This window comes from Achromobacter sp. ESBL13, assembly GCF_036668755.1.
GTDB lineage: Bacteria > Pseudomonadota > Gammaproteobacteria > Burkholderiales > Burkholderiaceae_B > Achromobacter.
Window position 1 is genome coordinate 200,438 of sequence record NZ_JAZEVT010000005.1, and the last position, 22,521, is coordinate 222,958.

At 63.3% G+C, this 22,521-nt stretch carries 24 protein-coding genes and 1 tRNA gene; 14 read left to right on the forward strand and 11 right to left on the reverse strand.

The annotated features are described in order from the left end of the window. The 6 genes from V6F88_RS19965 (at position 1) to V6F88_RS19990 (ending at position 4,395) form a co-directional block, all read left to right on the forward strand. Positions 1-690, forward strand: a complete 690-nt coding sequence (locus V6F88_RS19965; protein ID WP_332611681.1) for an amino acid ABC transporter permease — start codon at positions 1-3, stop codon at positions 688-690. 16 nt (positions 691-706) lie between these two features. Next, positions 707-1,999, forward strand: a complete 1,293-nt coding sequence (locus tag V6F88_RS19970) for an NAD(P)/FAD-dependent oxidoreductase (protein ID WP_332611682.1) — start codon at positions 707-709, stop codon at positions 1,997-1,999. 13 nt (positions 2,000-2,012) lie between these two features. Then, a complete protein-coding gene (locus V6F88_RS19975) occupies positions 2,013-2,597 on the forward strand; it encodes a helix-turn-helix domain-containing protein (RefSeq protein ID WP_332611684.1) in 585 nt (194 codons plus the stop codon). A 93-nt stretch (positions 2,598-2,690) separates the two neighbouring features. Beyond that, a tRNA-Arg gene (locus tag V6F88_RS19980) sits at positions 2,691-2,767 on the forward strand. A gap of 171 nt (positions 2,768-2,938) precedes the next feature. After that, a complete protein-coding gene (locus V6F88_RS19985) occupies positions 2,939-3,505 on the forward strand; it encodes a hypothetical protein (RefSeq protein WP_332611685.1) in 567 nt (188 codons plus the stop codon). Positions 3,506-3,666: 161 nt separating this feature from the next. After that, positions 3,667-4,395 carry an Abi-alpha family protein gene (locus tag V6F88_RS19990; protein WP_332611686.1) on the forward strand — a complete coding sequence of 243 codons (729 nt, stop codon included), beginning with the start codon at positions 3,667-3,669 and terminating at the stop codon, positions 4,393-4,395. A gap of 265 nt (positions 4,396-4,660) precedes the next feature. On the opposite strand, the gene V6F88_RS19995 is transcribed toward V6F88_RS19990, so the two are convergent. The 9 genes from V6F88_RS19995 to V6F88_RS20035 form a co-directional block, all read right to left on the reverse strand. Beyond that, a complete protein-coding gene (locus tag V6F88_RS19995) occupies positions 4,661-5,242 on the reverse strand; it encodes a M15 family metallopeptidase (RefSeq protein WP_332611687.1) in 582 nt (193 codons plus the stop codon). Between the two features lie 343 nt (positions 5,243-5,585). Beyond that, positions 5,586-5,969, reverse strand: a complete 384-nt coding sequence (locus V6F88_RS20000) for a GFA family protein (protein ID WP_332611688.1) — start codon at positions 5,967-5,969, stop codon at positions 5,586-5,588. A gap of 110 nt (positions 5,970-6,079) precedes the next feature. After that, positions 6,080-7,444 carry a 3-carboxy-cis,cis-muconate cycloisomerase gene (locus V6F88_RS20005; RefSeq protein ID WP_332611689.1) on the reverse strand — a complete coding sequence of 455 codons (1,365 nt, stop codon included), beginning with the start codon at positions 7,442-7,444 and terminating at the stop codon, positions 6,080-6,082. Between the two features lie 22 nt (positions 7,445-7,466). Then, complete coding sequence (pcaG, locus tag V6F88_RS20010; protein ID WP_332611690.1) at positions 7,467-8,042, reverse strand: protocatechuate 3,4-dioxygenase subunit alpha; 576 nt, start codon at positions 8,040-8,042, stop codon at positions 7,467-7,469. Between the two features lie 3 nt (positions 8,043-8,045). Beyond that, positions 8,046-8,747 (reverse strand): protocatechuate 3,4-dioxygenase subunit beta, encoded by a 702-nt coding sequence (gene pcaH / locus V6F88_RS20015; RefSeq protein ID WP_332611691.1) that lies wholly within the window; start codon positions 8,745-8,747, stop codon positions 8,046-8,048. Between the two features lie 89 nt (positions 8,748-8,836). Continuing rightward, positions 8,837-10,117, reverse strand: coding sequence for a TRAP transporter large permease (locus V6F88_RS20020; RefSeq protein ID WP_332611693.1), 1,281 nt, complete (start codon positions 10,115-10,117; stop codon positions 8,837-8,839). Beyond that, positions 10,114-10,689, reverse strand: coding sequence for a TRAP transporter small permease (locus tag V6F88_RS20025; protein WP_332611695.1), 576 nt, complete (start codon positions 10,687-10,689; stop codon positions 10,114-10,116). The genes V6F88_RS20020 and V6F88_RS20025 overlap by 4 nt, the downstream gene beginning before the upstream one ends. 40 nt (positions 10,690-10,729) lie before the next feature. Beyond that, positions 10,730-11,173: a type II 3-dehydroquinate dehydratase gene (locus tag V6F88_RS20030; protein ID WP_332611697.1), complete on the reverse strand. Its 444-nt coding sequence runs from the start codon at positions 11,171-11,173 to the stop codon at positions 10,730-10,732. 19 nt (positions 11,174-11,192) lie between these two features. Then, on the reverse strand, positions 11,193-12,200 hold the full coding sequence (locus tag V6F88_RS20035) for a TRAP transporter substrate-binding protein (protein WP_332611698.1): 1,008 nt from the start codon (positions 12,198-12,200) through the stop codon (positions 11,193-11,195). 131 nt (positions 12,201-12,331) lie between these two features. Between V6F88_RS20035 and V6F88_RS20040 the strand changes: the two genes are divergently transcribed. Beyond that, positions 12,332-13,153: an IclR family transcriptional regulator gene (locus V6F88_RS20040; protein WP_046804884.1), complete on the forward strand. Its 822-nt coding sequence runs from the start codon at positions 12,332-12,334 to the stop codon at positions 13,151-13,153. A 63-nt stretch (positions 13,154-13,216) separates the two neighbouring features. On the opposite strand, the gene V6F88_RS20045 is transcribed toward V6F88_RS20040, so the two are convergent. Next, the gene (locus V6F88_RS20045; RefSeq protein ID WP_332611701.1) at positions 13,217-14,035 is read right to left on the reverse strand and encodes an IclR family transcriptional regulator; all 819 of its coding nucleotides are present in this window, start codon (positions 14,033-14,035) and stop codon (positions 13,217-13,219) included. Positions 14,036-14,189: 154 nt separating this feature from the next. On the opposite strand from V6F88_RS20045, the gene V6F88_RS20050 reads away from it, so the two are divergent. From V6F88_RS20050 to V6F88_RS20065, 4 genes are all read left to right on the forward strand, one after another. Then, entirely contained in the window at positions 14,190-15,221 is a 1,032-nt protein-coding gene (locus V6F88_RS20050) for a TRAP transporter substrate-binding protein (RefSeq protein WP_332611702.1), read from the forward strand. A 2-nt stretch (positions 15,222-15,223) separates the two neighbouring features. Next, on the forward strand, positions 15,224-15,937 hold the full coding sequence (locus V6F88_RS20055; RefSeq protein WP_332611704.1) for a hypothetical protein: 714 nt from the start codon (positions 15,224-15,226) through the stop codon (positions 15,935-15,937). A gap of 96 nt (positions 15,938-16,033) precedes the next feature. Beyond that, positions 16,034-16,492, forward strand: coding sequence for a hypothetical protein (locus V6F88_RS20060; RefSeq protein ID WP_332611706.1), 459 nt, complete (start codon positions 16,034-16,036; stop codon positions 16,490-16,492). A gap of 88 nt (positions 16,493-16,580) precedes the next feature. Then, complete coding sequence (locus V6F88_RS20065) at positions 16,581-16,853, forward strand: hypothetical protein (RefSeq protein WP_332611708.1); 273 nt, start codon at positions 16,581-16,583, stop codon at positions 16,851-16,853. Positions 16,854-17,368: 515 nt separating this feature from the next. Here the strand turns inward: V6F88_RS20065 and V6F88_RS20070 are convergent. Then, positions 17,369-18,184 (reverse strand): IclR family transcriptional regulator, encoded by an 816-nt coding sequence (locus V6F88_RS20070; protein WP_332611710.1) that lies wholly within the window; start codon positions 18,182-18,184, stop codon positions 17,369-17,371. Positions 18,185-18,353: 169 nt separating this feature from the next. On the opposite strand from V6F88_RS20070, the gene V6F88_RS20075 reads away from it, so the two are divergent. The 3 genes from V6F88_RS20075 (at position 18,354) to V6F88_RS20085 (ending at position 22,389) form a co-directional block, all read left to right on the forward strand. Beyond that, positions 18,354-19,196 carry an enoyl-CoA hydratase/isomerase family protein gene (locus V6F88_RS20075; RefSeq protein WP_332611712.1) on the forward strand — a complete coding sequence of 281 codons (843 nt, stop codon included), beginning with the start codon at positions 18,354-18,356 and terminating at the stop codon, positions 19,194-19,196. Beyond that, complete coding sequence (locus V6F88_RS20080) at positions 19,193-21,313, forward strand: acetate--CoA ligase family protein (RefSeq protein ID WP_332611713.1); 2,121 nt, start codon at positions 19,193-19,195, stop codon at positions 21,311-21,313. Before V6F88_RS20075 ends, V6F88_RS20080 begins: the two co-directional genes overlap by 4 nt. Before the next feature lie 83 nt (positions 21,314-21,396). Then, entirely contained in the window at positions 21,397-22,389 is a 993-nt protein-coding gene (locus V6F88_RS20085) for a tripartite tricarboxylate transporter substrate binding protein (RefSeq protein ID WP_332611715.1), read from the forward strand. Positions 22,390-22,521: the final 132 nt, after the last annotated feature.

Consider the following 22,521-nt stretch of genomic DNA (forward strand, 5'->3'; position numbering starts at 1 on the left):
ATGCTGGATTCCTATCTGTCCACCGCCGGCGTCGTGCTGCCCTTCCTGCTGAAGGGCTTCTGGGAGACGCTGAAGATATCCTTTGTGGCCATCATCGCCGGGTCGCTGCTGGGCTTTGTGATCGGCGTGATCCGCAGCTATCACATACGTGTTATCCATCAATTGCTGGGGCTGTATATCCACGTCCTGCGCGGCACGCCGTTCCTGGTGCAGCTCTACATTTTCTACTTTGTGCTGCCCAGCACCGGTATCGAACTGCTGCATTGGGATTCCGGCACCGCCGCGTTCGTGTCGCTGTCGGTGTACACGTCCTGCTATGTCGCTGAAATCGTCATGGGCGCCATCCAGTCCGTGCCGCGCGGCCAGACCGAAGGCGCGATGACGCTGGGCCTGCGGCCCCTGCAAATCCTGCGGCTGGTGGTGTTGCCGCAGGCCATGCGCCTGATCGTGCAACCGATGAGCGGCGTGTACGTCATGCTGATCAAAAGCACCGCCATCCTGTCGGTGGTCGGCATCACCGAACTGACGCGCCAGGGCGAGGTGTTCATCATCACCTTCCCGGCCAAATCGCTATTCATCTACGGCATGATCGCCGCCATCTATTTCATCTACTGCTACCCGTTGCTGCGCCTGGCCAATTGGCTGGAAAAGCGCCTGACGGGCGGCTTGCAAGGCGCAAGCCTGCACTGACACGGACCGCACCGGCATGGCCTCCGAGTACATCGACACCTATTACAAGCGCACCCTGTCGGGCAGCGATACGCGCTATGCGCCGCTGGCCGGCGTGGCCAGCACCGACGTCTGCGTGGTGGGCGGCGGCCTGGCCGGCTTGTCCACCGCGCTGGAACTGGCCCGGCGCGGGCGCAGCGTCACGTTGCTGGAAGGGCGGCGCATTGCCTGGGGCGCGTCGGGCCGCAACGGCGGCTCGGTGTCGCCCGCGTTCTCGGCCGGCGCCGACGCCATCAAGCGCCATGTGGACGAAGACCATTACCGGCAGCTATACCGGCTGTCGATGGAAGGCGTGGAGATCATCCGCGACAACATCCGCACCCTGGGCATCGCCGACGCGCATCAGGTCGACGGCCGCCTGCGCGTGGTGCGCTACGAAGCCACCGACGCGCTCAAGCAATGGTGCGATGCGCAGCGCCGCGACTTCGGCCGCGACGTGCGCTTTCTGACGCGCGAGCAGGTGCGCGAACGGCTGGTGTCCGATGTCTATCACCAAGGCATCGAAGACCCTTCTTCGTTCCATTTCCATCCGCTGAATTACGCACGCGCGCTGGCCCGCGAATGCCAGCGCCTGGGCGTGCGCATCCATGAAGATTCCCCCGTGACCGGGGCGGCGCTGGACGGCGCAGTCAAGCATCTGAAGACGGCGCAAGGCCAGGTCGACGCGCGCACCGTGGTGTTGGCCACCGGCGGCTACACGGGCGACGTCGTGCCGGCGCTGCGCCGCGCCATGTTGCCCATTGCCACCTACATCATGCTGACCGAACCGCTGGGCGACCGTGTAAAGGAAGCCATCCGCAGCACCGCCGCCATCGGCGATGATCGCCGCGCCGGCAACTATTACCGCGTGCTGGATGGCGGGCGCATCGGCTGGGGCAGTAGAATCACCACCCGTGTTGAGGACCCGCCCGATCTGGCCGAGTCCTTGCGCCGCGAATTGCTGTCCGTCTACCCGCAGTTAAAGGGCGTGCGCGTTGAAACCGCATGGTCGGGGCGCATGGCCTACGCCCGCCACCTGATGCCGCAAATCGGCCAACTGGCGCCGGACGTGTGGTACTGCACGGCGTTTGGCGGACACGGCATGAACACCACCTCGATCGGCGGGCGCGTCGTGGCCGAAGGGATCACCGGCGACACGCAGCGCTACAAACTGTTCGCACCCTTTGGCCTGGCCTGGAACGGCGGCGGCCTGGGCACGGCGGCGGTTCAACTGACTTATTGGTCTTACCAGGCGCGCGACTGGTGGCGGGAGCGCACTACGCGGGCATGACAAGGTACACAGGATGCAAGGCAACAAACAAAGCGCATTGGCACAACGGCTGCGAGCCCTGCGCCAGGCGCGCGACTGGACACTGAAACAGGCGGCGGCCGCCACCGGCGTCGCCGCGTCCACGCTGTCCAAAATAGAAAACAGCCTGCTGTCGCCCACCTATGACAACCTGATCAAGATCGCCGCGGGCCTGGAACTGGACGTGGCCGAACTGTTCACCGCGTCCGACGCCCACATGGGCACCGGCCGCCGCAGCCTCAGCCGCCAGGGCGAGGGCCGCCAATACGAAACGCCCTACTACGACCACCGCCTGCTGTGCACGGCCCTGTCGCACAAGCGCATGATGCCGTTCCACACCCGCGTCAAGGCCCGGTCGTTCGACGAATTCCAGGACTGGAGCCGCCACGGCGGCGAGGAATTCGTCTACGTGCTGGAAGGCGAAGTCCAGCTTTTCACCGAGTTCTACGAGCCGGCCCGTCTGACATCCGGCGAAAGCTTCTATATAGACAGCCGCATGGGCCACCGCGTCATCAGCCTGAGCCCGGAAGACGCAATCGTGCTGTGGGTGTCGACGCACGCGGATATCGAGGAAGAGTGAAGGCGGCGGCGCGGGAGTAACGGGCCGCCGCAAAGTTTCCCGCAACAAGGTAAAATGCGCCGCCCGGATCTCTTGCCGGGTGTCAAAGACTGCGCGGCAGTAGCTCAGCTGGATAGAGCACGGGCCTTCTAAGCCCGGGGTCGGGGGTTCGAGCCCCTCCTGCCGCGCCATAAATAATAATTAAATCAGTGGGTTGCGAGCTGCTGGGTACGGGTGCAGAATCCCCAGGTGGTGCAATTATAGGCCGCGAGTGCACCCAAATTGTGCTCGCGGATTCGTCCCCCTCTTAGCTCTCACTGAACTATATTCGTCCGCACTATCAGACCAGAATAGAGAGTCGCATGACGTTGGAAGAGTTCGAGAGTGTCGCGAAGATTGCTTCGCCGGTCGTGGCTCTGATCCTAGGGCCCATGATCAAGCGTCTGATGACTGCGAAGCCTAAAGTTATTCGTTACGTAGTGCATGTCTCTACCCATAGGCAGCGGCTTGACGACGGACAACTTGTTCAGCTTCATACTCACACGGTTATTTACGAGAATGTGGGGCGATCGGCCGCGCACAACTTGCGCATTTCTCATGGGGTGCTGCCAGTGAACGTGGTGATCTTCCCGCCTGTGCAGTTCAAGCGGGAACCGGCGCAAGATGGGCCGGGCGGTGACATCGCGGTGCCTGTGCTGGCACCGAAGGAACGGATAACTATCTCCTACATGTACCCGAGCACTCTCATGGCTGACAGCGTTCATGGGCCAGCCAAGACCGATGAGGCTCTTGTGAAGGACGTGCAGGCCCAACTGATAGCCAAGCCTCCCAAAATTCTATATGCGGTATTAGCAGGACTTTGTCTGTTGGGCGTGTCTGTGCTGGTTTACCTGCTGCTCGTCGCCGCCTACAGGTTTGTGGCTACGTAGATGCGGGCTGAAATTCGATGCGGTTTTCTGCGGGGGTAGCACGTCCCGCGTTCGCCCAAATTTCCCCCGTAGGGGCAACCCCCGCAGTCTTGCCACACTCGGCCAATTTCGCCCGCCGCAGTGCACCTACACTTGTGGGCAATCCACGCTAAAGAACTGACATGACTCCGGACAACGAGACCGCCCAAGAAGTTGCGAAAGCTACGAAGGCCATAGCGGATGCCTCCGGCAAGCTTATCGAAGCATCGCGGGATGCTGGCGGGTTCATTGCCCGTTTCATCGCAGGCCCCTTGGAGCAAGGTGTAGGTATTTTCGAGGACAAGCTGAAGTACATGCGTTGGGACCGGCAGGTGCGCTTGATGAAGAGGGCGCAAGAAGTGATCGCACAATGCGGATTCGGCGATCCGACGCGGCCAGTGCCCATGAAAGTGGCGATTCCGCTTTTCCAAGGGGCATCCCTTGAGGAAGACGACGCGCTACAAGATCGTTGGGTTAACTTGCTTGTGAACGCTGGGTATTCCGAAAGCGGGCTGGACGTACGGCGCGCGTACGTGGAGATACTTGGGCAATTGGATGGCCTGGAGGCACAGATTCTGGACAGGATTTATGCTCTGCCCTTTGACCAAGTACGGCATGAGGGCGTGCTCACGTGTTGGCTGCCGGAACGCGCGGAAGTTGCGACAACGGAGAACAGAAATTCGTCGGAGCCTTCGGATAGGGTGTGCGGGGCGCTGGCGAATTTACAGCGTTTAGGCTGCGTCTCCTTTGGGCTCACCTGGGGCGGCGGCGAGAACTTCAGAATTGTGAACTCGACGCGCCTAGGCAGGGACTTCGTTGTTGCTTGCCGGAAGCCGTCTAAAGCAGAAGGGCAAACCGCACTATATGTCTAGGTCCGCCTTCTAGTTGGCTGGTCTGGCGTGCGTGTTTTTTGTACCCGCATGGATACGGCTATCACCGGCCCACCATCGTGCCTATACAGAGAACCCTAGCGAAACGGAATCGCTCTTTACTGGGGAAATGGTCTGCGGTTCTTGATATACGAAAAACACTGGGTTTTCTAAACGTCCGATCCTGATATGAGGGCCCGCGCTTCGTCAGCCGAGTCATTAGCCCGCTTATTATGGCGGTGCGAGTATTCGAAGCCGATGAAATACGCTACATATCACGGGCCGCTTTCCACCGAGCGAAAAGGGACTTTGATACCTCAAAATGCATGGCGTCTTCCACCGGAAAGGCGGCGCCCCAGTACCAGCCTGCCGCGTTGAAGTAGGTCGACAGGATTAACAAGCCGCGCTGCGTCATGCTGTTTCCTTGTGCATCAAGCTCGCCGCCCAAGTTAATGTCGATCGCAGCTCCCCAGCTGTGATTCGACACGCCAGGTCCAATCTTCGTAGACCCGTCGGCTTGCCTGATCTTCGTAAAGCGCGAGCACAGCATGCCAGCCGATCCCAGCAGCGCGTAAAGATCTGGGATTTCACGCTGCACTCGCGACAACACGTCATGAAGCGACATTACCGCTGGCCGCAGCCCGGTGACCTTGAACGGGCCGACATTTCGCGTCTCGAGAAGGGGAGTGAATACCGGCGCATTGGGCTGGGTGCAGCTGCCGTCCGGTTTGTAGACGGCGTCTTGCACGGGGTGCCCGAACAGGTCTATCAGGTAGCTATTGGAAGGAGAAGACAGCCCAAGGTTGAACGTATGTTTTGGAGGGACCGGAATCAGTTCAAGGTAATTCATGGGCTCATTCTCCGTATCGCGCAGACGCGCAGACCTGCTTACGAGAAGCAGGCCTCGATGTGTAACGTTATCGTAGGCGGAGAAAACTGAGCGGGCATACCCACCTTTAGGTATGGACGCTGGTGCGCTAGGGCAGAAAAAGTCCGCCGAACCAGCCTGAGAACTGAAATTGCTTGCGCTTCGCCGGGGCTCTTGCCGGGTGAACCTGTGGCCCTTCCTGATGCCTTGGGCCGATGGTCGACCGGTCCATATCCCCTTTTTGCGAACGCTCCTGGCGTGGTCGTAAAACCGCCGGATTCGGTTTGGCGGGAGACTCTTGGGTTTGGCCTGCCACTCTGCAACGTCAAATCGCCAGCCCCGCCCCGTCCACCTTCAGGACCGGCACCCCCGCCAAATCCACCCCATCAAGACACCGTACGTTGACCGCCCAACCGACAAAGGCCTGCTTTCCCTGCGCCAGCTCTTGAGCCGTGGGCGCGCTGGGCACTCGAAACGGAAGGATCCCGCAGCGCGGACAAAAGTAGTCCTTTGCGGTCTTTGATCCCCACTGATAAACGCTCAAATCATCCAGCGGCGTCAACATGCGCAGTGCTGCGGTCGGTACGCGATGAATCAGCGCGCCACGCCGCTTGCAGATCGAGCAATTGCAGCTGCGGACATGGTCCAGGTTCATGTCCACTTCAAAGCGGCACGCGCCGCAATGGCAGGAGCCTTGATAGGTGCGCATAGGGGTCGTCCGCCTAAAAGGAGTGATTTTAGAGGCAGGGATGGCAAGGCGGGGTGGTACGGCCATCGTCAAATACCGCCATGCTATTCGGCGCAGGCTGCGTTTGCCCTCTACCCCGCCAACACCCGATCACAAACCTCCCCCGCTTGCCCCAGATAAGCCGCCGGATCACTCAAGCGATCCAGCTCTTCCTTCCCAAGCAGATCCCGCGTGCCCTCATGCGCCGCCAGCGCTTCCTGCATCGCAACCTTCAGCGTGCAGTTCCTGCGAACCGCCTCCTTGGACGCCCGTTCGACCAATTCATGCGCTTCGATACGACCCATTCGACCGCCAAGCGCCAGCGCGTACGCTTCGGCCAGAATCAACCCGTTCGTCGCACCAAGATTTCGGGCCATGTTTTCCGGATGCACTTCCAGCCCGTCCAGCATGCCCGCCAGATGCCGTAATGCGCCGCCCGCCAACGCGCAGATCTGCGGCAGGACGTCCCATTCTGCTTGCCAGCCGCCCAACGCGCGTTCGTGTTCCTGCACCATCGCGGACAGCATGGTGGACACCAGCGGTGGCATGCGGGTGGCGGCGGCGAGGATGGCGGCGCTGCTGACGGGGTTGCGCTTGTGCGGCATGGTGCTGGAGCCGCCGCGCCCCGGGCCGGCGGGTTCGGCTAGCTCGGCGATCTCGGTCTGCGCCATCAGCGACACGTCGCGGGCGATCTTGCCCAGCGTGCCGGTCAGCACGCCCAGTGTGGCCGCCAAGTCGGCCAGGCGGTCGCGATGCGTGTGCCAGGGCATGTCGGGCAGGGCAAGGCCCAGTTCTTCGGCCAGGGCGCGCGCGACATCGGGGGCGGCGTTGCCCAGGCTGGCCAGCGTGCCGGCGGCGCCGCCCAATTGCAGCAGGGCGCATTGTTGGGCGTCGTGGCGCAGGCGTTGCCGCGAGCGCGTCAGCGCTTGCAGCCAGCCCGCTGTCTTGGCGCCGAAGGTGGTGGGCAGCGCGTGTTGCAACCACGTGCGGCCGACCATGATTGTGTCGCGATGCGTCGCGGTCAGGCGGGCGCACGCGTTTTGTGCCGCGTCCAGGTCCTGGTCCAGCTGCGCGGCCACCTGTTGCAGTTGCAAGACCAGCGCGGTGTCCAGCACGTCTTGGCTGGTGGCGCCCCAATGCACGAAGCGTGCCGCCTCGGCGTCTGCCTGGCGCACGGCGGCGGTCAGCTGCTTGACGAAGGGGATGGCGATGTTGCCGGCCAGCATGGACGCGGAAGCGATGGCGTCCAGGTCCAGGATGCTGTCGATGTCCTCGGCATGGCAGACCTTGTGGATGCTGCGGGCCGCGCTGTCCGGGATGACGCCGCAACGCGCCTGGGCGCGGGCCAGCGCGGCTTGCACCGCCAGCATCCGCCGGATGGTGCCGGGCCCCGAGAACAAGCCCATGATGTCGCGGTCGGAATAGATCTGTTCGGTCAGGCCGGAAAGAATGGTCATGTTGTGCCCGTTGCTGACGTGGTCAGAGGTCGAAGAACACGGTCTCGCCCGCGCCCTGCAAGACGACGTTCCAGCGCAGTACGCCGTTGTCCGACGCCTGCGCGATCAGCGTGCCGCGGCGCGCGGCCGGCGTCTGGCGCAGCACCCAATCCTGTTCGTTGGCTTGTGCCTCGTCCGGAAAGTACAGGCGGGTGGACAGATGCTTGAGCAGGCCGCGCATGAACAAGGAGACCAGCAGATGGGGGGCTTGCAGCGAGCCGTCGGGCGCCGGCACGCCGCCGGGCTTGATCGTGGTGAAGCGGAACGAGCCGTCCGCTTCCGTGGGTACGCGCCCGAATCCCGTAAAGCCTGCTGCGCCGGCGTTGTCCGCATAGCGCGGGTCATCCGGGTGGCGGTACACGCCGCGCGCGTCGGCCTGCCAGATTTCTATCATGCCGTCGGGCACCGGGTTGCCCTGGCCATCGATGATGCGGCCTTCAATCACGACCGGGGGCGCGCCCAGGTCGGGCTGGCCCGCCGTCAAGTCCGCACAGTTCAGCCCGGACAGGCCGATGTGCAGGTAGGGGCCGACGGTTTGCGAGGTAGTGGGGTAGAGCATGCATTACTCCATCGGGGTAGCGTTACGGCCGCGCAGCACGATATCAAAGCGGTAGCCCAGCGCGTAGTCGGGCACGGTGGTTTCCCAATCAAGCGTGGCGACCAGGCGGGCGCGCGCCTTGGCGTCCGGCACGCATTGGAAGATGGGGTCAAATTCCAGCAGCGGGTCGCCGGGAAAGTACATCTGCGTGACCAGCCGCGTGGCGTACGCACGGCCGAACAACGAAAAGTGGATGTGCTGCGGCCGCCAGCCGTTGTAATGGTTGCCCCAGGGGTAGGCGCCCGGCTTGATCGTTTTGAACTGATAGCGACCGTGCGCGTCCGTGACCGTCCGGCCTTCGCCGCTGAAGTTGGGGTCCAGCGGGGCGTCGTGCTGATCGCGTTTGTGCAGGTAGCGGCCGGCGGCGTTGGCTTGCCAGATTTCGATCAGGGCATCGGGCACGGGCCGGCCGTTCTCGTCCAGCACGCGGCCCGACACGATGATGCGTTCACCGATGGCGTCGGCGTTGGCGATGCGCGTCAGGTCGTTGTCGCCCTGCTTGACGAAGGCGGCGCCGAATGCGGGGCCGGTGATTTCGGACAGGGTCTGCGGCACCGCGATCAGCGGTTCGTTTGGTGAACGCAGCAGCGTGGAACCATAAGCGTCGAAGCGGTAAGCGGGCTGGGTGTTCCAGAACGGACGCCGGTATTGGGCAAGATCGGACATTGCGAAAATTCTCCTATGTGTAGCGGATCAGGGCGTGCGATACGGTTGTGCGGGTGTAGGCCTGACCCGCCCCCCACAACGCCTGCGCATCACCCGCCGAACCAGCGCGCGGGCACGATCACCAGCGCCGGGAAAACGACCATCAGGAACATGATGGCGAACTCCGCCGCCATGAAGGGCATGACCCCGCGTGTGACGTCGTCCATCTTCATCTTGCCCACGCCCGCCACCACGTTCAGCACGGTGCCTACGGGCGGCGTCACCAGGCCGATCGAGTTGTTGATGATGAACAGCACGCCGAAATACACCGGGTCGATGCCGGCCGCGCGCACCACCGGCATCAGCACGGGCGTCAGGATCAGGATGGTGGGCGTCATGTCCATGGCGGTGCCCACCACCATCACCAACACCATGATCGCCGCCATCAACAGGATCTTGTTGCCGATGAATGGCTGAAGCATGTCCACGACTTTGGCGGGCAGGTCGGCCACGGTGATCAGCCACGCGCTGACCATGGCGGCGGCAATCAGGAACATCACGATGGCGCTGGTCTTGGCGGCCGACACGAACACCGCGTACAACTGGTTCAGCTTCAGTTCGCGATAGACCAGCGTCGATACCAGCAGCGCGTAGGTGGCGGCCACCACGGCGGCTTCGGTCGGCGTGAAGACGCCCATACGCAGGCCCACCAGGATGATGACCGGCAACATCAGCGCCCACAGCGCCTTGCGCGCCGCCGTGCCGATTTCCTTGGCGGATTTACGCGGCGGCGGCACCACTTTTTCACGGCGGACCAACCAGGCCCAGGTCAGCCACAAGGCGCCGCCAATCAGCAAGCCGGGAACGATCGCAGCCATGAACAGCTTTGAAATCGACACGTTCGCGGCCACGCCGAAAATCACCAAGCCGATGCTGGGCGGGATCACCGGGCCGATCACGCCGGTGGCTGCAATCAAGCCGCCGGCCGTTGATTTCTTGTGGCCCGCGCTGACCATCATCGGCAGCAGCAAGGCGGTCAACGCCGCCGCATCCGCCACGGCGGAACCGGACAAGGCCGACAACAGGCAGCCGGCCATGATCGTCACGTAGCCCAGGCCGCCCTTGACGTGCCCGACCAGCGCCAGGGCCAGGTCCACGATGCGTTTGGACAGGCCGCCCACGTTCATGATTTCGCCGGCCAGCATGAAGAACGGCACCGCCAGCAGCGGAAAGCTGTCCGCGCCGCCGATGACGTTCTGCGCCAGGATCTGCGAATCAAAGATATCCAGATGCCACATCAGCGCCACACCGCTGGCCAAGAGCGCAAAGGCAATGGGCACGCCCAACGCCATCACGCCCAGCAGCGACCCGATGAATACGAAGATGGTCATGCGCTTCTCCCCGGCGCGCCGTGGTTGGCGTCGTCCAGAATCTGCTTGAGCTGCACGGCTTCTTCGGATTCCTGGACCATGATCAGGTCCTCTTCGCGCAGCTTGCCGGCCAGCACGCGATAAAGATCCACCGCGATGATCAGCCCGGCCAAGGCCGAGAACACCAGCCCCGCCACATACACGATCGCCATCGGCAAACCGCTGACCGGCGCGCTGACGTCCGCGTTGATCACGGCCTGTTCCCAGCTGCCCTTGAACATCAGGCCCACGATGTACAGCATGATGATCTGGCCCACGACCAGGCATATTTTCTTGCCCGCCGTCGGCAGCTTGGCCACCACCATATCCATGCCCAGGTGGCCGCGTTCCTTCAGCGCGATGACGGCGCCCAGGAACGTCAGCCAGATGAACATCCAGCGCGATAGTTCTTCCGACAAGGTGATGCCGGAATTGAACCCGTAGCGCGCGACGACGTTGCCGAAAACCAGCACCACCATCGCCGCCAACAGCAGCGCGATGGCCAGTTCCAGCACGCGGCACGCGACCGCGATGAACCCGTCTATGAAGACCATGAGGCCGCCCCCTTCAGCGTGGGAAGAAGCGTGCGCGAAGTCATGCGCGCGCTTCTTTCAGGATGTCGACCAGCCCGCGCAGCGCCGTCAGGTAAGAATGCGGCCCCAACCCTTGCACGGTGCCGCGCACCGCCGGCGAAATGATCGAATGCGCGCGCCACGTTTCGCGCGCGGCGATGTTCGACATATGCACTTCCAGCGTGGGGAAGGGCATCGCCTTGATCGCGTCGTGCAGCGGCACGCCATGCTGCGTCAGCCCAGCCGGATTGACCAGCGCACCTTGCGCCGCGTCGATGTTCTGGTGCAGAAAATCGATCAGGGCGCCTTCGTGGTTCGATTGCAGCGTGGCCAGTTCCACGCCCAATTCCTCGGCCAGCGTGGCCAGGCGCTGGTTGATTTCAGCCAGGGTGGTGGTGCCGTAAATGTGCGGCTCGCGGCGCCCGAACAGATTGAGGTTCGGGCCATGCAAAACAAGAATCTTCATGATGGATACGCCGGTGCGTTTACTTGCGGATGCGTGCGAGTTCGTCGTTGTAGAGCTTGACGATGGCGGGGTCGTAGCTGCCGGTGAAGTGTTCAATGACGGGCTTGACGACCTGCTGCATGCGGACTTTTTGCGCGGGCTCGATCGTGTTGTATTGGATGCCCTTGGCTTGCAATTGCGCCACGGCCTTTTGCGCCGCTTCACGGCTGACGTTGCGCTGGTAACCGCGCGCCTCGTCGGCCGCCTCTTGCATCATGCGCTGTTCGGTGGGCGACAGCTTGTCCCAGAATTTCTTGCTGACCAGCACGATGTTGGCGGCATACACGTGGTTGGTCGCGCTGACGTACTTCTGCACTTCGTAGAACTTGTTCGACAGAATCACCGAGTACGGATTTTCCTGGCCGTCCACCGCTTTGGATTCCAGCGCGCCGTACAGTTCGGCAAACGGCATGGGTACGGGGTTGGCCTTGAACGCCTTGAACGTGTCCAGGAATACCGGGTTGGGAATGACGCGAATCTTCAGGCCCGCCAGGTCTTCCGGCTTGGTGATGGCGTGCTTGGAGTTGGTCACGTTGCGAAAGCCCAAGTCCCAGAAACCCAGCGCAACCAAGCCCTTTTCGGGCAACTTGGCGATCAGCGCGCGGCCCAGTGGCCCATCCAGCAGCGCGTCCGCCTGGCCGAAGTCGGTGACCGAAAAGGGCAGGTCTACCAGCCCGAATTCCTTGACGATGCCGGCCAGCGACGTGGATGCCGGCGCCGACATTTCCTGCACGCCGCCTTGCAGGCCGGACTGCTGCTGCATTTCATTGCCCAGCTGCGATGCGGGGAATTCCTTCACCTTCAGTTTGCCGCCGCTTTTGCTGGCAAGAATTTCTGCAAACTTCTGCACGCCCGCGCTCACGGGGTGATCGGTGTTGTTCAGGTGACCGAAGCGGATGGTGCGTTCCTGAACGTCTTGCGCGTGGGCCGTCATGGCGGTCGAGCACAGCAGGCCCATCAGGCCCAGGCAGAAAATGCGGGTCTTCATCGTTGTCTCCTTCCGTGATTTTTTGGAATGTTCTCGATGTCTTGGAGGACTCGGTAGTGGAATGTAATTCCGAGTGGAATAGTTTTCCACCTAGGGTTATCATCCATCACCCCATTACTTGTTGAGATGACATGGCCGGAGTCCTCGAACGCGCGCTTGCCGTCATGGAGCACCTTTCCTCCAGACCCGAAGGCGTGCCGCTAGCCTCGCTGGCGCAGCAGCTGGAGATCCCCCAAAGCGCCGCCCATCGCTTGCTGACCGACCTGTGCCGTTGCGGCTACGTCAGGCAGATTCGCGACCACGGCGACTACGCGCTGACCGCCCGGGTGGCGTCCATCGGACTGAGCTATCTGGCGGCCACCGGCATCGTCGATATCGCCCAGCCGCTGGTCGACCGGCTGGCTGATATCTCGGGCGAGCTGGTGCGCCTGGCCATCGTCGATAACGAAAGGCTGACGTGGGTCGCCAAGGCGCAGGGCGCGCGTCACGGCCTGCGCTATGACCCGGAAATGGGATCGGACGCGCGGCTGTCGTGCAGCGCGTCCGGGCACGCGTGGATGTTGACGATGTCGGACGAACGCGCGCTGGATCTGGTGTCGCGGCAGGGCTTTGGTTCCCCCGCGGAATATGGCCCGAACGCGCCCACCACGATTGCGGCATTGACGAAGATGCTGCAAGCCGGCCGCAAGCGCGGCTACGCAATGATCAACGAAGTGTTCGCACCCGGCATGACTGCCATGGCGGCGCCCGTGCAGCGCAAAGGCGAAGACGCCATCGGCGTGCTTAGTATCGCGGGCCCCGCCATGCGGCTGACCGAAGCGCGCATGCTGGAACTGGGGCCGCAGTTGCTGGCGGCCACCGAAGAGTTGGCGCTGGCAAGCCTGGCGTCGCCGATGTTCCGAAAGCGCTTTCCCATGCAGGGCCGTAACGACGGCGACGACACGGCAAAGTAGGCGGTGTTTGGACCCAACCGCGTAAGTTCGGACCCGTGCACGCCGCTCCCCGGCTATCGCGCGCTAGTCCTCTACTGCCGGGCCATTGCCCCACGTGCCCACGCGCGCCGAGCGCAGTAGCGGCGATGCCTCTCCCGCCTGTGCCAACTCACTGGCCGCGCGCAGCAGCGCCGGCCCGAATTTTTCCATTGCCTTCAGCGTCAAGCGTTGCGACGGGCCGGCCACTATCAGGATGCCCGTGCTGGCGTGGCCGGGGCGGCGAACCGGCGCGGCCATCGCGCTCATGCCCGCCGCATAGACGTCTTGCAGCATGCTGTAGCCGCGCCGGCGGTGGCCATCCAGGCTGGCTAGCAGCGCGCGGATCGACGTGGGCGCGTTCGGCCCGAAGTCGCGCGGCTTGCCCAGCCCTTGTTCGGTGACATAGGCAATGGCCTGGTCCTCCGGCAACGTCATCAGCCAGGCGTGGCCGGCCGCGCTGCAAGACAGGCGCAGGTCGATGCCCATGTCGGGGTCGTACAGCAGCCCGGACTTCGCCCCTTGCGCCTTGGCAACCAAGGTCAGGCGCTTGCCGTCGACGATGGCCAGCCGCACCAGTTCGCCGGTTGCCAGGGCGAAGCGGTCAATGACCGGTTGCGCAATGTCGACCACGCCCGAACGCCCCAGAAAGCTCAGGCCCATCGACGCCAGCTTGGTCGTCAGCGCATACTCGCCGCGCACCGGCGTCTGCCGCACATAGCCATACTTCATCAACTCGTGCAGGGTGCGGTGGCAGCCGCTGCGCAATTGGTTCAGGTCGTCGGCCACCGTCGCCAGCGCGACGCCGTCGGGGTGGTTGGCCAGGTATTCAAGCAATGCCAGTGTCTTTTCTATTGCCCCGCTCATGCAAGCTCCCTGGGTTGGCCACCATGAAAAATCCGCGCGCCGGATGCCGAAGAATTCAAATTTTGAATTCATCCAAAATTTGAACGGCATTCAAAATTATGCCCTAAGCTCGCAGCGAAATAGTCCTTGCCGACACCAAACAAGAGGGGTTGTGATGCAGATTGGAAAGCCGTTATTTCGCCTTGCCGTAATTGCCGCCGCATCCCTGTCGGTTTGCCTGGCGCTGACAGCCACCGTGGCCGCGCAAGAGATCAAGGCGCGCACCATGAAGTTTGCATTCAGCTTGGCGGCGGATCATCCGTTGGGGCAGGGCGCGCAGAAATTTGCCGACCTGGTCGCCGAGAAAAGCGGCGGCAAGATGAAGGTGTCGATCTATGCCAACGCCGTGCTGGGGGGCGACCCGCAAAATCTGTCGGCGGTGCGCGGCGGCACGCTGGACTTCACGTCGATGGCTACCGGGCTGCTGGCCGGCATCGACAAGCGCTTCATGGTGTTCGACCTGCCTTTTTTGTTCAACGACGCGAGCGAAGCTTATGCGGTGTCCGATGGCCCGGTGGGCAAGCGTCTGCTGGACGGCTTGGCCGACCACGGCCTGGTCGGCCTGGGTATCTGGGACCTGGGCTTTCGCAATATGACCAACAGCCGCCGCCCGATTACCGGCGTGCAGGATTTTCAGGGCTTGAAGATCCGGGTGATTGCCGCGCCCGTCTATATCGAGATGTTCAAGACCCTGGGCGCCAATCCGGTGCCGATGACGTTCGGTGAAGTCTATGGCGCGTTGGAGTCCAAGGCGATCGACGGGCAGGACAACCCCGTGGGCGTGATCCAGTCCGCGAAGTTCGCCGAGGTGCAGAAGTATCTGTCGCTGACGCGGCATATCTATACCGGCATGCCTTTCCTGATGAGCAGGAAGACGTGGGATGGCATGTCGCCGGCCGAACGCCAGATCATCCTGGACGCGGCCAACGAAGCCAAGTCGCAAGAGCGCAAGATCTCGCAGGCCAAAGAAGCCGTGGCCATCGACGACTTGCGCAAGCTGATGCAGGTGAACGAGCCGTCGCCGCAAGCGGTCGACGGCCTGCGCCAGGCCGTCAAGCCGGTGGTTGACAAGTTCGCCGGCGAGATCGGCGCGGACGTGATGCAGCAGGTGGCCACGGAGTTGTCCGCGCTGCGGGCAAAGCGCTGATCATGGCGCTATTGGGCTGCGCCGCCATCGCCATGTGGTGGGACATCGCGCCGGCCTGGCGCGCGGAATTCGAAGACTGGCACTCGCATGAACACTTTCCCGAACGCATGGGGGTGCCGGGTTTTCTGCGCGGCTCGCGCTGGGTCAGCGCCCATGGCGGCGTAGGCTTTTTCGTCATGTACGAACTGGACGCGTACGGCACGCTCAGCTCGCCGGCTTACCTGGGCCGGTTGAATCGGCCGACGCCCTGGTCCACCAAGCTGATGCCGCAACATCGCAACATGATCCGCAGTCAGTGCCGGGTGCTGGAAAGTGTGGGGGGCGGTTTGGCCCGGTATGCGTTGACCATCCGTCTGTCACCGCGCGCGGGTGCGCAGGACGCATTGCGCGCCTATCTGAAAGCGCATGCCGCGGCCAGTTGCGCGCGCCCGGGCATTTCCGGTGCGCATCTGCTGATGACGCAGACGCCGGCAATTGCGCAAACGACCGAGCAAGCCATACGCGGCGCGAAGGACGGTGTTGCCGATTGGATCTATGTCGTCAACGGCTACGACATCAACGCGGTCACCGCTTGCGAAGGGGACGTGCGCAACGCCGAAGCACTTGCGGTGCACGCCGACCCGGCCGACGCGTGGTCGGACATTTATTGTTTGTCGCATACGTTCGAATCGTATGGACCGGGGCCGGCAAGGCAAGGAGTAACGTCAAAGTCGTAATGCAAAATAGCGGGGGCACGCTACTACGCAGGTTTCGGCAAATGCTAATCTCAAACAACCGTTTTATCGGCGCACCCATTTTTCAAAGGCCCGCCCATGCCCTCTATTGATCCGTCCCTTTCCTCTTTGACCCTGAATACCAGCGAAGACGGCCTGCGTTATCTGCAAGGCTATGTCGACACGCCGGACATTAACGGGGGCCAGGTCTATGTGTCCGTTCAGGTGTTGGCGGACTCTCGCGACAATGAGGCCGCGACGGCGGCCTTCACGCGGATCATGCAGGACCTGGGCACGTGGATCGGCAAGGCGACGGCGTATCTGGAAGACCTGTATCGCAGCGATCCGGACGTGCTGGGGTGTGACGCATCGTTCCAGCTTCCCGCGGGCGTGCCCTTGGTGGGCGGCCCGGAAGTCATCTTTCATGGTGAGGAAGACTGGTCCATTCTGTTCGAGCAGGGGGTGTTTCCCATCTGCGAACCCTACGGCATCATGGTCAACTTCCAGGACGGCGAAGTGGCGGATTTCACTGACCTGTCGGGCGTCGAAGACGACTGACGGCCAAGCCGCGCTGCTACGACTTGGAACGATTTTTTGACGTTTGCCTTGCTATAAATAGGGCTGATAAAGCCACGGGCCAGGGAAAATGTTGATTCGATTGTTCAGCCGCCATAGCGTGGCGCTGTTGCTTGCCGCACTGATATCCGCCTGTTCGTCCACGCCGCCCACCCCGACCGGTTCCAGCGAAGCCGCCAAGGTTGCCGCATCCGAGCGGGTGGTCAGCGACAACTGCAAGATTCTGCGCAGCCGCTGCATCTTTGAAGGGTCTTACGATGCGGGCGAACGAAATTATGCCGAACTGGAAGCCAAACGCCTGAACAAGGCGGAATTGGATCGGCTGCGGCGCATGGCGCAGTAGCCTCAAAGCGCGCCAGCAATCGCGCGCGGTACGCAATTGTCTCGGTGGCGCCGCAAGCCGTCGGGCCACATCGCACGCGCTATCTCCGTATGTCGAAAGTCTTATTAATGCGCATTATCTGCATGGATTATCTCGCTGGCGGATTATTACAGAATAATCCGCAATAAAGTTAACGCGTTAGATACTTTCTGTCTGGTTTGATTGCCTTTCCTAAACTTCGGGGACGCATCCCTCACTACACTTCGCGGTCCGTATAGAAATGCGAATCCGGGATGTTCAATAGGGCGGTGATAGTGCATGTGGCTGTGTTACTTGTGCTCTGGCCATCACAAAAAATAAGGCAGGAGATAATCTGTGTGCAATACCCCCTTAGTACCCGAATCATCGTGCTGATCCAAAAAGACATTTATATGAAATGGAACGCGCCGGCGCAGAGTGGCTGTACATCGGAATCCGAGCACAGCGCCGCGCGGATAAGGCCGGTAACCGGCGTTCGCGGCTGAAAAAGCCGCCTTCTAACGCGGCGGCGCTTGCCGTTCAAGCTCGCGCACGATCTTGTCTTTCAGTGCCAGCAAGTCCGCCGCGTGCTGCCTTTCCACGGACGCCGCGGTGTCGTCCGTCATCAAGCTCAGGTTCAATGCCAGCGTCGGGCCTCCGGGCACGCGCAGCGGGGTGGACATGGCGACAACGCCGGGCTGCCACGACGCCACGCAATAACCCGCCGAGGTCACTTTAGCGATCGCCCGATCAATATCCGCGCGTATCGGTTTCCACGATGCGCTGCGATACCCCGACATTATTTTCTTGAGTAGCGCGTGGCGCTCTGCTGCCGGGCGTGTGGCCAGATACGCGCGGCCCAAAGACGTGAGTTCCATCGGAACACGTTGGCCCGCCACGATGGTGCGAAGGGACGCCCGTCGGTTATAGCGGATGGATTCCAGATAAACCATTTCGGTGCGGTCGGCGCCGGCAAGGCCGATATTGACGTGCAGTTTGTTGGAGACGTCTCGCATGGTTGGCGTAGCGGCGTTCAATACCGGCGACGCCGCGCGCATGGCGTGGCCCAGGCTTAACACCGGCGCGGCCAGGCGGTAGGCGCGCGCGCCGCGCTCATATTCCAGAAAGCCGCTGGTGACCAGCGTCTGCGTCAGCCGGCTGACCGTGGCCGCTGACAGGCCGGTGCGTTCGGCAAGCTCGCCATTGCCCAGCAGGTCGGTGCCGGGCTTGAATGCCCGCAGGATTTCCAGGCCACGGGCCAACGATCGGTTCTGGCCGACGCCATCGAATCGTTGCGGCGCGTGGGCCGGGTCATCGGGTGTCAAAGTTGCCATCGGTCAAAGCCGCCATTGTCGAATCCTTCATCGTCGAAGCCCGCACAGCCAATTCCACCAGATGGAATTGCCCCCGTGTTTTTCCCTACTGTAGCGCCTACCGTGTCGATATCGCCAGCGAAAAAAACATCGGATCGCGCTGGCCTATCGACCCAGACGGAGCAACAAGATGGCGGACTACGAATTCATCAAACTGCATGCGGACGGCGGCGTGGCAACGCTGACGCTGAACCGGCCAGAGAAGCGCAACGCCATCAGCGACGCCATGCGCGCCGAACTGATCCATGCGCTGGAAGCCGTGGCCGCCGACCGGGGCACCAAGGCGCTGGTGCTGACCGGCGAAGGCAAGGGCTTCTGCGCGGGCGGGGACATTTCCGGCATGCAGCGTCGCATGGAGGCGCCGTCGGGTGACATCGCCTTCAATGGGTGGTCGCGGCAGCAGCGCGTGCACCATGCGGTCAGCCTGCTGTTTCGCATGCCCAAGCCCACCATTGCCGCCGTCAACGGCGCGGCCGCCGGCCTGGGCGCGGACACGGCGCTTAGCTGCGATTTAATCGTGGCGTCGGACAGCGCGTCGTTCACCTGGAGCTACATCGCGCGCGGCTTGATTCCCGATGGCGGCGGCATGTTTTTCCTGCCGCGCCGCGTGGGCCTTGCCCGCGCCAAGGACCTGATCTATTCCGGCCGCAAGGTCTTGGCGCAAGAAGCCCTGGCGCTGGGCATCGCGGACCGGCTCGCCCCGGCCGGCGACGAAGTGCGCGCGGCGCAGGCCTGGGCCGCCGAACTGGCCAAGGGCTCGGCCACCGCGTTGGCGCTAAGCAAATCGATACTGGACCAAAGCTCCGAGCTGACCGCCGACCAGGTTTTCGCCATGGGCAGCCAGGCGCAGGGCATCTGCTACACCAGCACGGAACACCGCGAATCCGTTGCGGCCTTCCTGGCAAAGATGGCCGAGGCGAAGATGGCCCAGGCCAACACGGCGTCGGGCCGTGCCGCCGGAGACGCGCAATGAGCGGCATACAGAAATTGCTGCGACCGCGCAGCGTCGCGGTCGTGGGGGCATCGGCGGACCCGGCCAAGACGTCGGGGCGGCCCGTGGCCTATCTGCAAAAGCACGGCTTTGAAGGGCGCATTTATCCCGTCAACCCCAAAGCGTCAGAGATTGGCGGGCTGCGTTGCTATCCCGACATCCGCTCCTTGCCGGAAGCGCCGGACGTGGCCATCGTGCTGCTCAGCGCTGAACGGACGCAGCAAGCCATTGCCGAACTGGCGGCCATGGGCACGGGCGCGGCCATCGTGCTGGCCAGTGGCTATTCGGAAACCGGCGAGGCGGGCGCGCGCCGTCAGCGCGAACTGCGCGAGGCGGCGGGCAGCATGCGCATCCTGGGGCCGAACACCATCGGCCTGGTCAACCTGACCGACCGCATCACCTTATCGGCCAGCGGCGCGTTGGAAGTGGATGAACTGACCAGCGGGGCAGTCGGCTTGGTGTCGCAAAGTGGCGGCATCCTGGGCGCGTTGCTGTCGCGCGCGGCAGCTCGCGGCATCGGGTTTTCCAAGCTGATCTCCACCAGCAACGAGGTTGATCTGGACCTGGCGGATTTCGTGGATGCGTTGGTGGACGACCCGGCCACGCGCGTCATCGCGCTGTATGTCGAGAGCATCCGCAACCCCAAGACGTTTCGCGCGGCGGCGCGCAAGGCGGCGGCGGCCGGCAAGCCCATCGTGGCGTTCAAGATCGGCCGCTCGGAATCCGGCGCGCAGGCGGCGGCCTCGCATACGGGCGCCTTGGCTGGGGCCGACGCCATGTACGACGCGCTGTTCGACGAGACCGGGATCATTCGCGCGCAGACGTTTGCCGAGCTGCTGGACATGCCCGCCGCGCTGGCCGGCGATCGCAAGCTGCGCGGCGATCGCGTGGCGATCCTGACGTCAACGGGTGGGGCGGGCACGCTGGTGGCGGACAGCCTGGGCATGGCGGGCTTTGAGCTGCCCGCGCCGGACGCCGCCACGGGCGCCGCCTTGCGCGCGCTGCAAACGGGCGACCACGCCGCGCTGGATCGCAACCCGATCGACGTGACGCTGGCCGGTTTGCAGCCTGACTTGCTGCGTAACGCCATCCGCATCGTGCTGGAAAGCGATCAGTACGATGCGCTGGTCGTCATCGCGGGATCTTCCGCCGTGGCGCAGCCCGAGCTGATGGCGGGCGCGCTGCGCGATTCGCTGACGCCTGACGGCAAACCGGTGCTGGCGTATATCAGCCCGCACGCACCACGCGCCGCTGAAGTCCTGAGCCGCTACGGCGTGCCCGCTTTTCCCGCGCCCGAAAGTGTCGGCGCGGCGTTGTCCGCCATGCGGCGGGTGCAGCGTGGCAAGCCGCGCCCGGTGCGCGATGGTGCGCCGTCCCGCGCGGCTTCGCCCATGTTTCTGGAACCGCACCAGGCGCTGAACGAAGCAGAGGCCAAAGCGCTGTTCGCGCAGTTCGGGATACCGGGCGTGCGAGAAATGATCGTCAATGCCGACGCCGACGCCGACGCCGAAGCCGAAGCCGAAGCCACCCGCGTGGCCCACACACTGGGTCCGCGCGTGGTGCTCAAGCTGCTGTCGCGCGACATCACCCATAAGAGCGACGTGGGCGGCGTGGCCGTCAATGTCGCGCCCGAGGACATTGCGCAGCGGGTGCGGCAGATGCGCGCCGACGTGCAGCGGCACACCGGTACCCCGCCCGACGCCTATCTGGTGCAAGAGATGGTCACCGGCGCGGCCGAGCTCATCGTCGGCCTGCATCACGACCCGCTGGGCACGGCGATATTGCTGGGCATGGGCGGCGTGGTGGCCGAGCTGGTGCGCGACACCACCTTGCTGCTGTTGCCCGACGTCGGCGCGGCCTTGGCGGCGGATGACGTCGAGGCGGCGCTGCGGCGCTTGAAGACCTGGCCCTTGCTGGATGGCTATCGCGGCCGCCCCAAATGCGACGTGCCCGCGCTGGTGCAGGCGGTGTTGGCGTTTGCGCGCATGGCCGGCACCTTGCAAGGCCAACTGCTGGAGGCCGAGATCAACCCGCTTTTCGTCAAGCCGCTAGGGCAGGGCGTCTGCGCGGCTGATGGTGTCGTGGTGATGCAGGACTAGGCAGGCACGCCGCCATACCCTCACCCCCTTTTTTTGCCGACGCGCCGCGCAAGATCGGCGCAAAAAAATATCAGGAGACAACGATGAAGACCTACCCCTTTGCCTTGCGGCCCATCAGGGCGATCGCCGCTGCAATGTTGACGCTAGGCGCCGTGGCCGCGCCGCAAGCGCACGCCGCCTTTCCCGACCGGCCATTGCGCATCGTCGTGCCGTTTACGCCGGGCGGCGGCACGGACATCATCGCGCGCCAGCTTGCCAAGGGCCTGACCGACGAACTTGGTCAATCGGTCATCGTCGAGAACCGGCCGGGCGGCAGCACCATCATCGGCACCGAGAATGTGGCCAAGAGTCCGCCCGACGGCTACACGCTGCTGATGGCGACGTTCGCGCATGCGGTCAACCCCGCCATCCACAAGAAGCTGCCCTACGACACCGACAAGGCGTTTGCGCCCGTTGCGCTGATCGGCAAGTCGCCCAACGTGCTGGTGGTGTCGCCCAAGTCCAATTTCAAAAGCGTGCAGGACATCCTGGCCTACGCGCGCGCGCATCCTGGCAAGCTGACGTTCGGTTCTTACGGCAATGGCACGTCGGCGCATCTGGCCGGAGAATTGTTCAAAAGCCTGGGCAAGGTCGACGTCCTGCATGTGCCGTACAAGGGCGCGGGCCCCGGCATCAACGACCTGATGGGTGGGCAGATCGACATGATCTTTTCGACGTCGGCCAGCGTCAGCGGCCACGTCAAGACCGGGCAGTTGCGCGCGCTGGCCGTGACGACCAAAGACCGTTCGCCGTCCTATCCCGGCGTGCCTGCCGTGGCCGAAGCGGGTGTGCCGGGCTACTACGTGGACAGCTGGTACGGCGTGTTCGTCCCGCAAGGCACGCCCGCAGCGGTGGTCGACAAGCTGAACGGCGCGATCAAGAACGTGTCGGGCAAGGCGGATTTTAAGGCGGCGCTGGAATTGGAAGGGTTGGTGGCTGATGTGGGCACGCCTGCCGCGCTGGGGGATTACGTAAAACAGGAAGAAACGCGCTGGAGCAAGATCGTCAGCGAGGCCGGCATAACCGACGCGCCTTAGGAACCGCGCGCTGGCGCGGCGCGGGCGGACGCGCGGATGAACGCGGTAGCCGGGATACGTAGGCGGGATACGTAGGCGGGATACCGGGCCGGGTACGTAGCCGGAATACGTAGCCGGAATACGTAGCCGGAA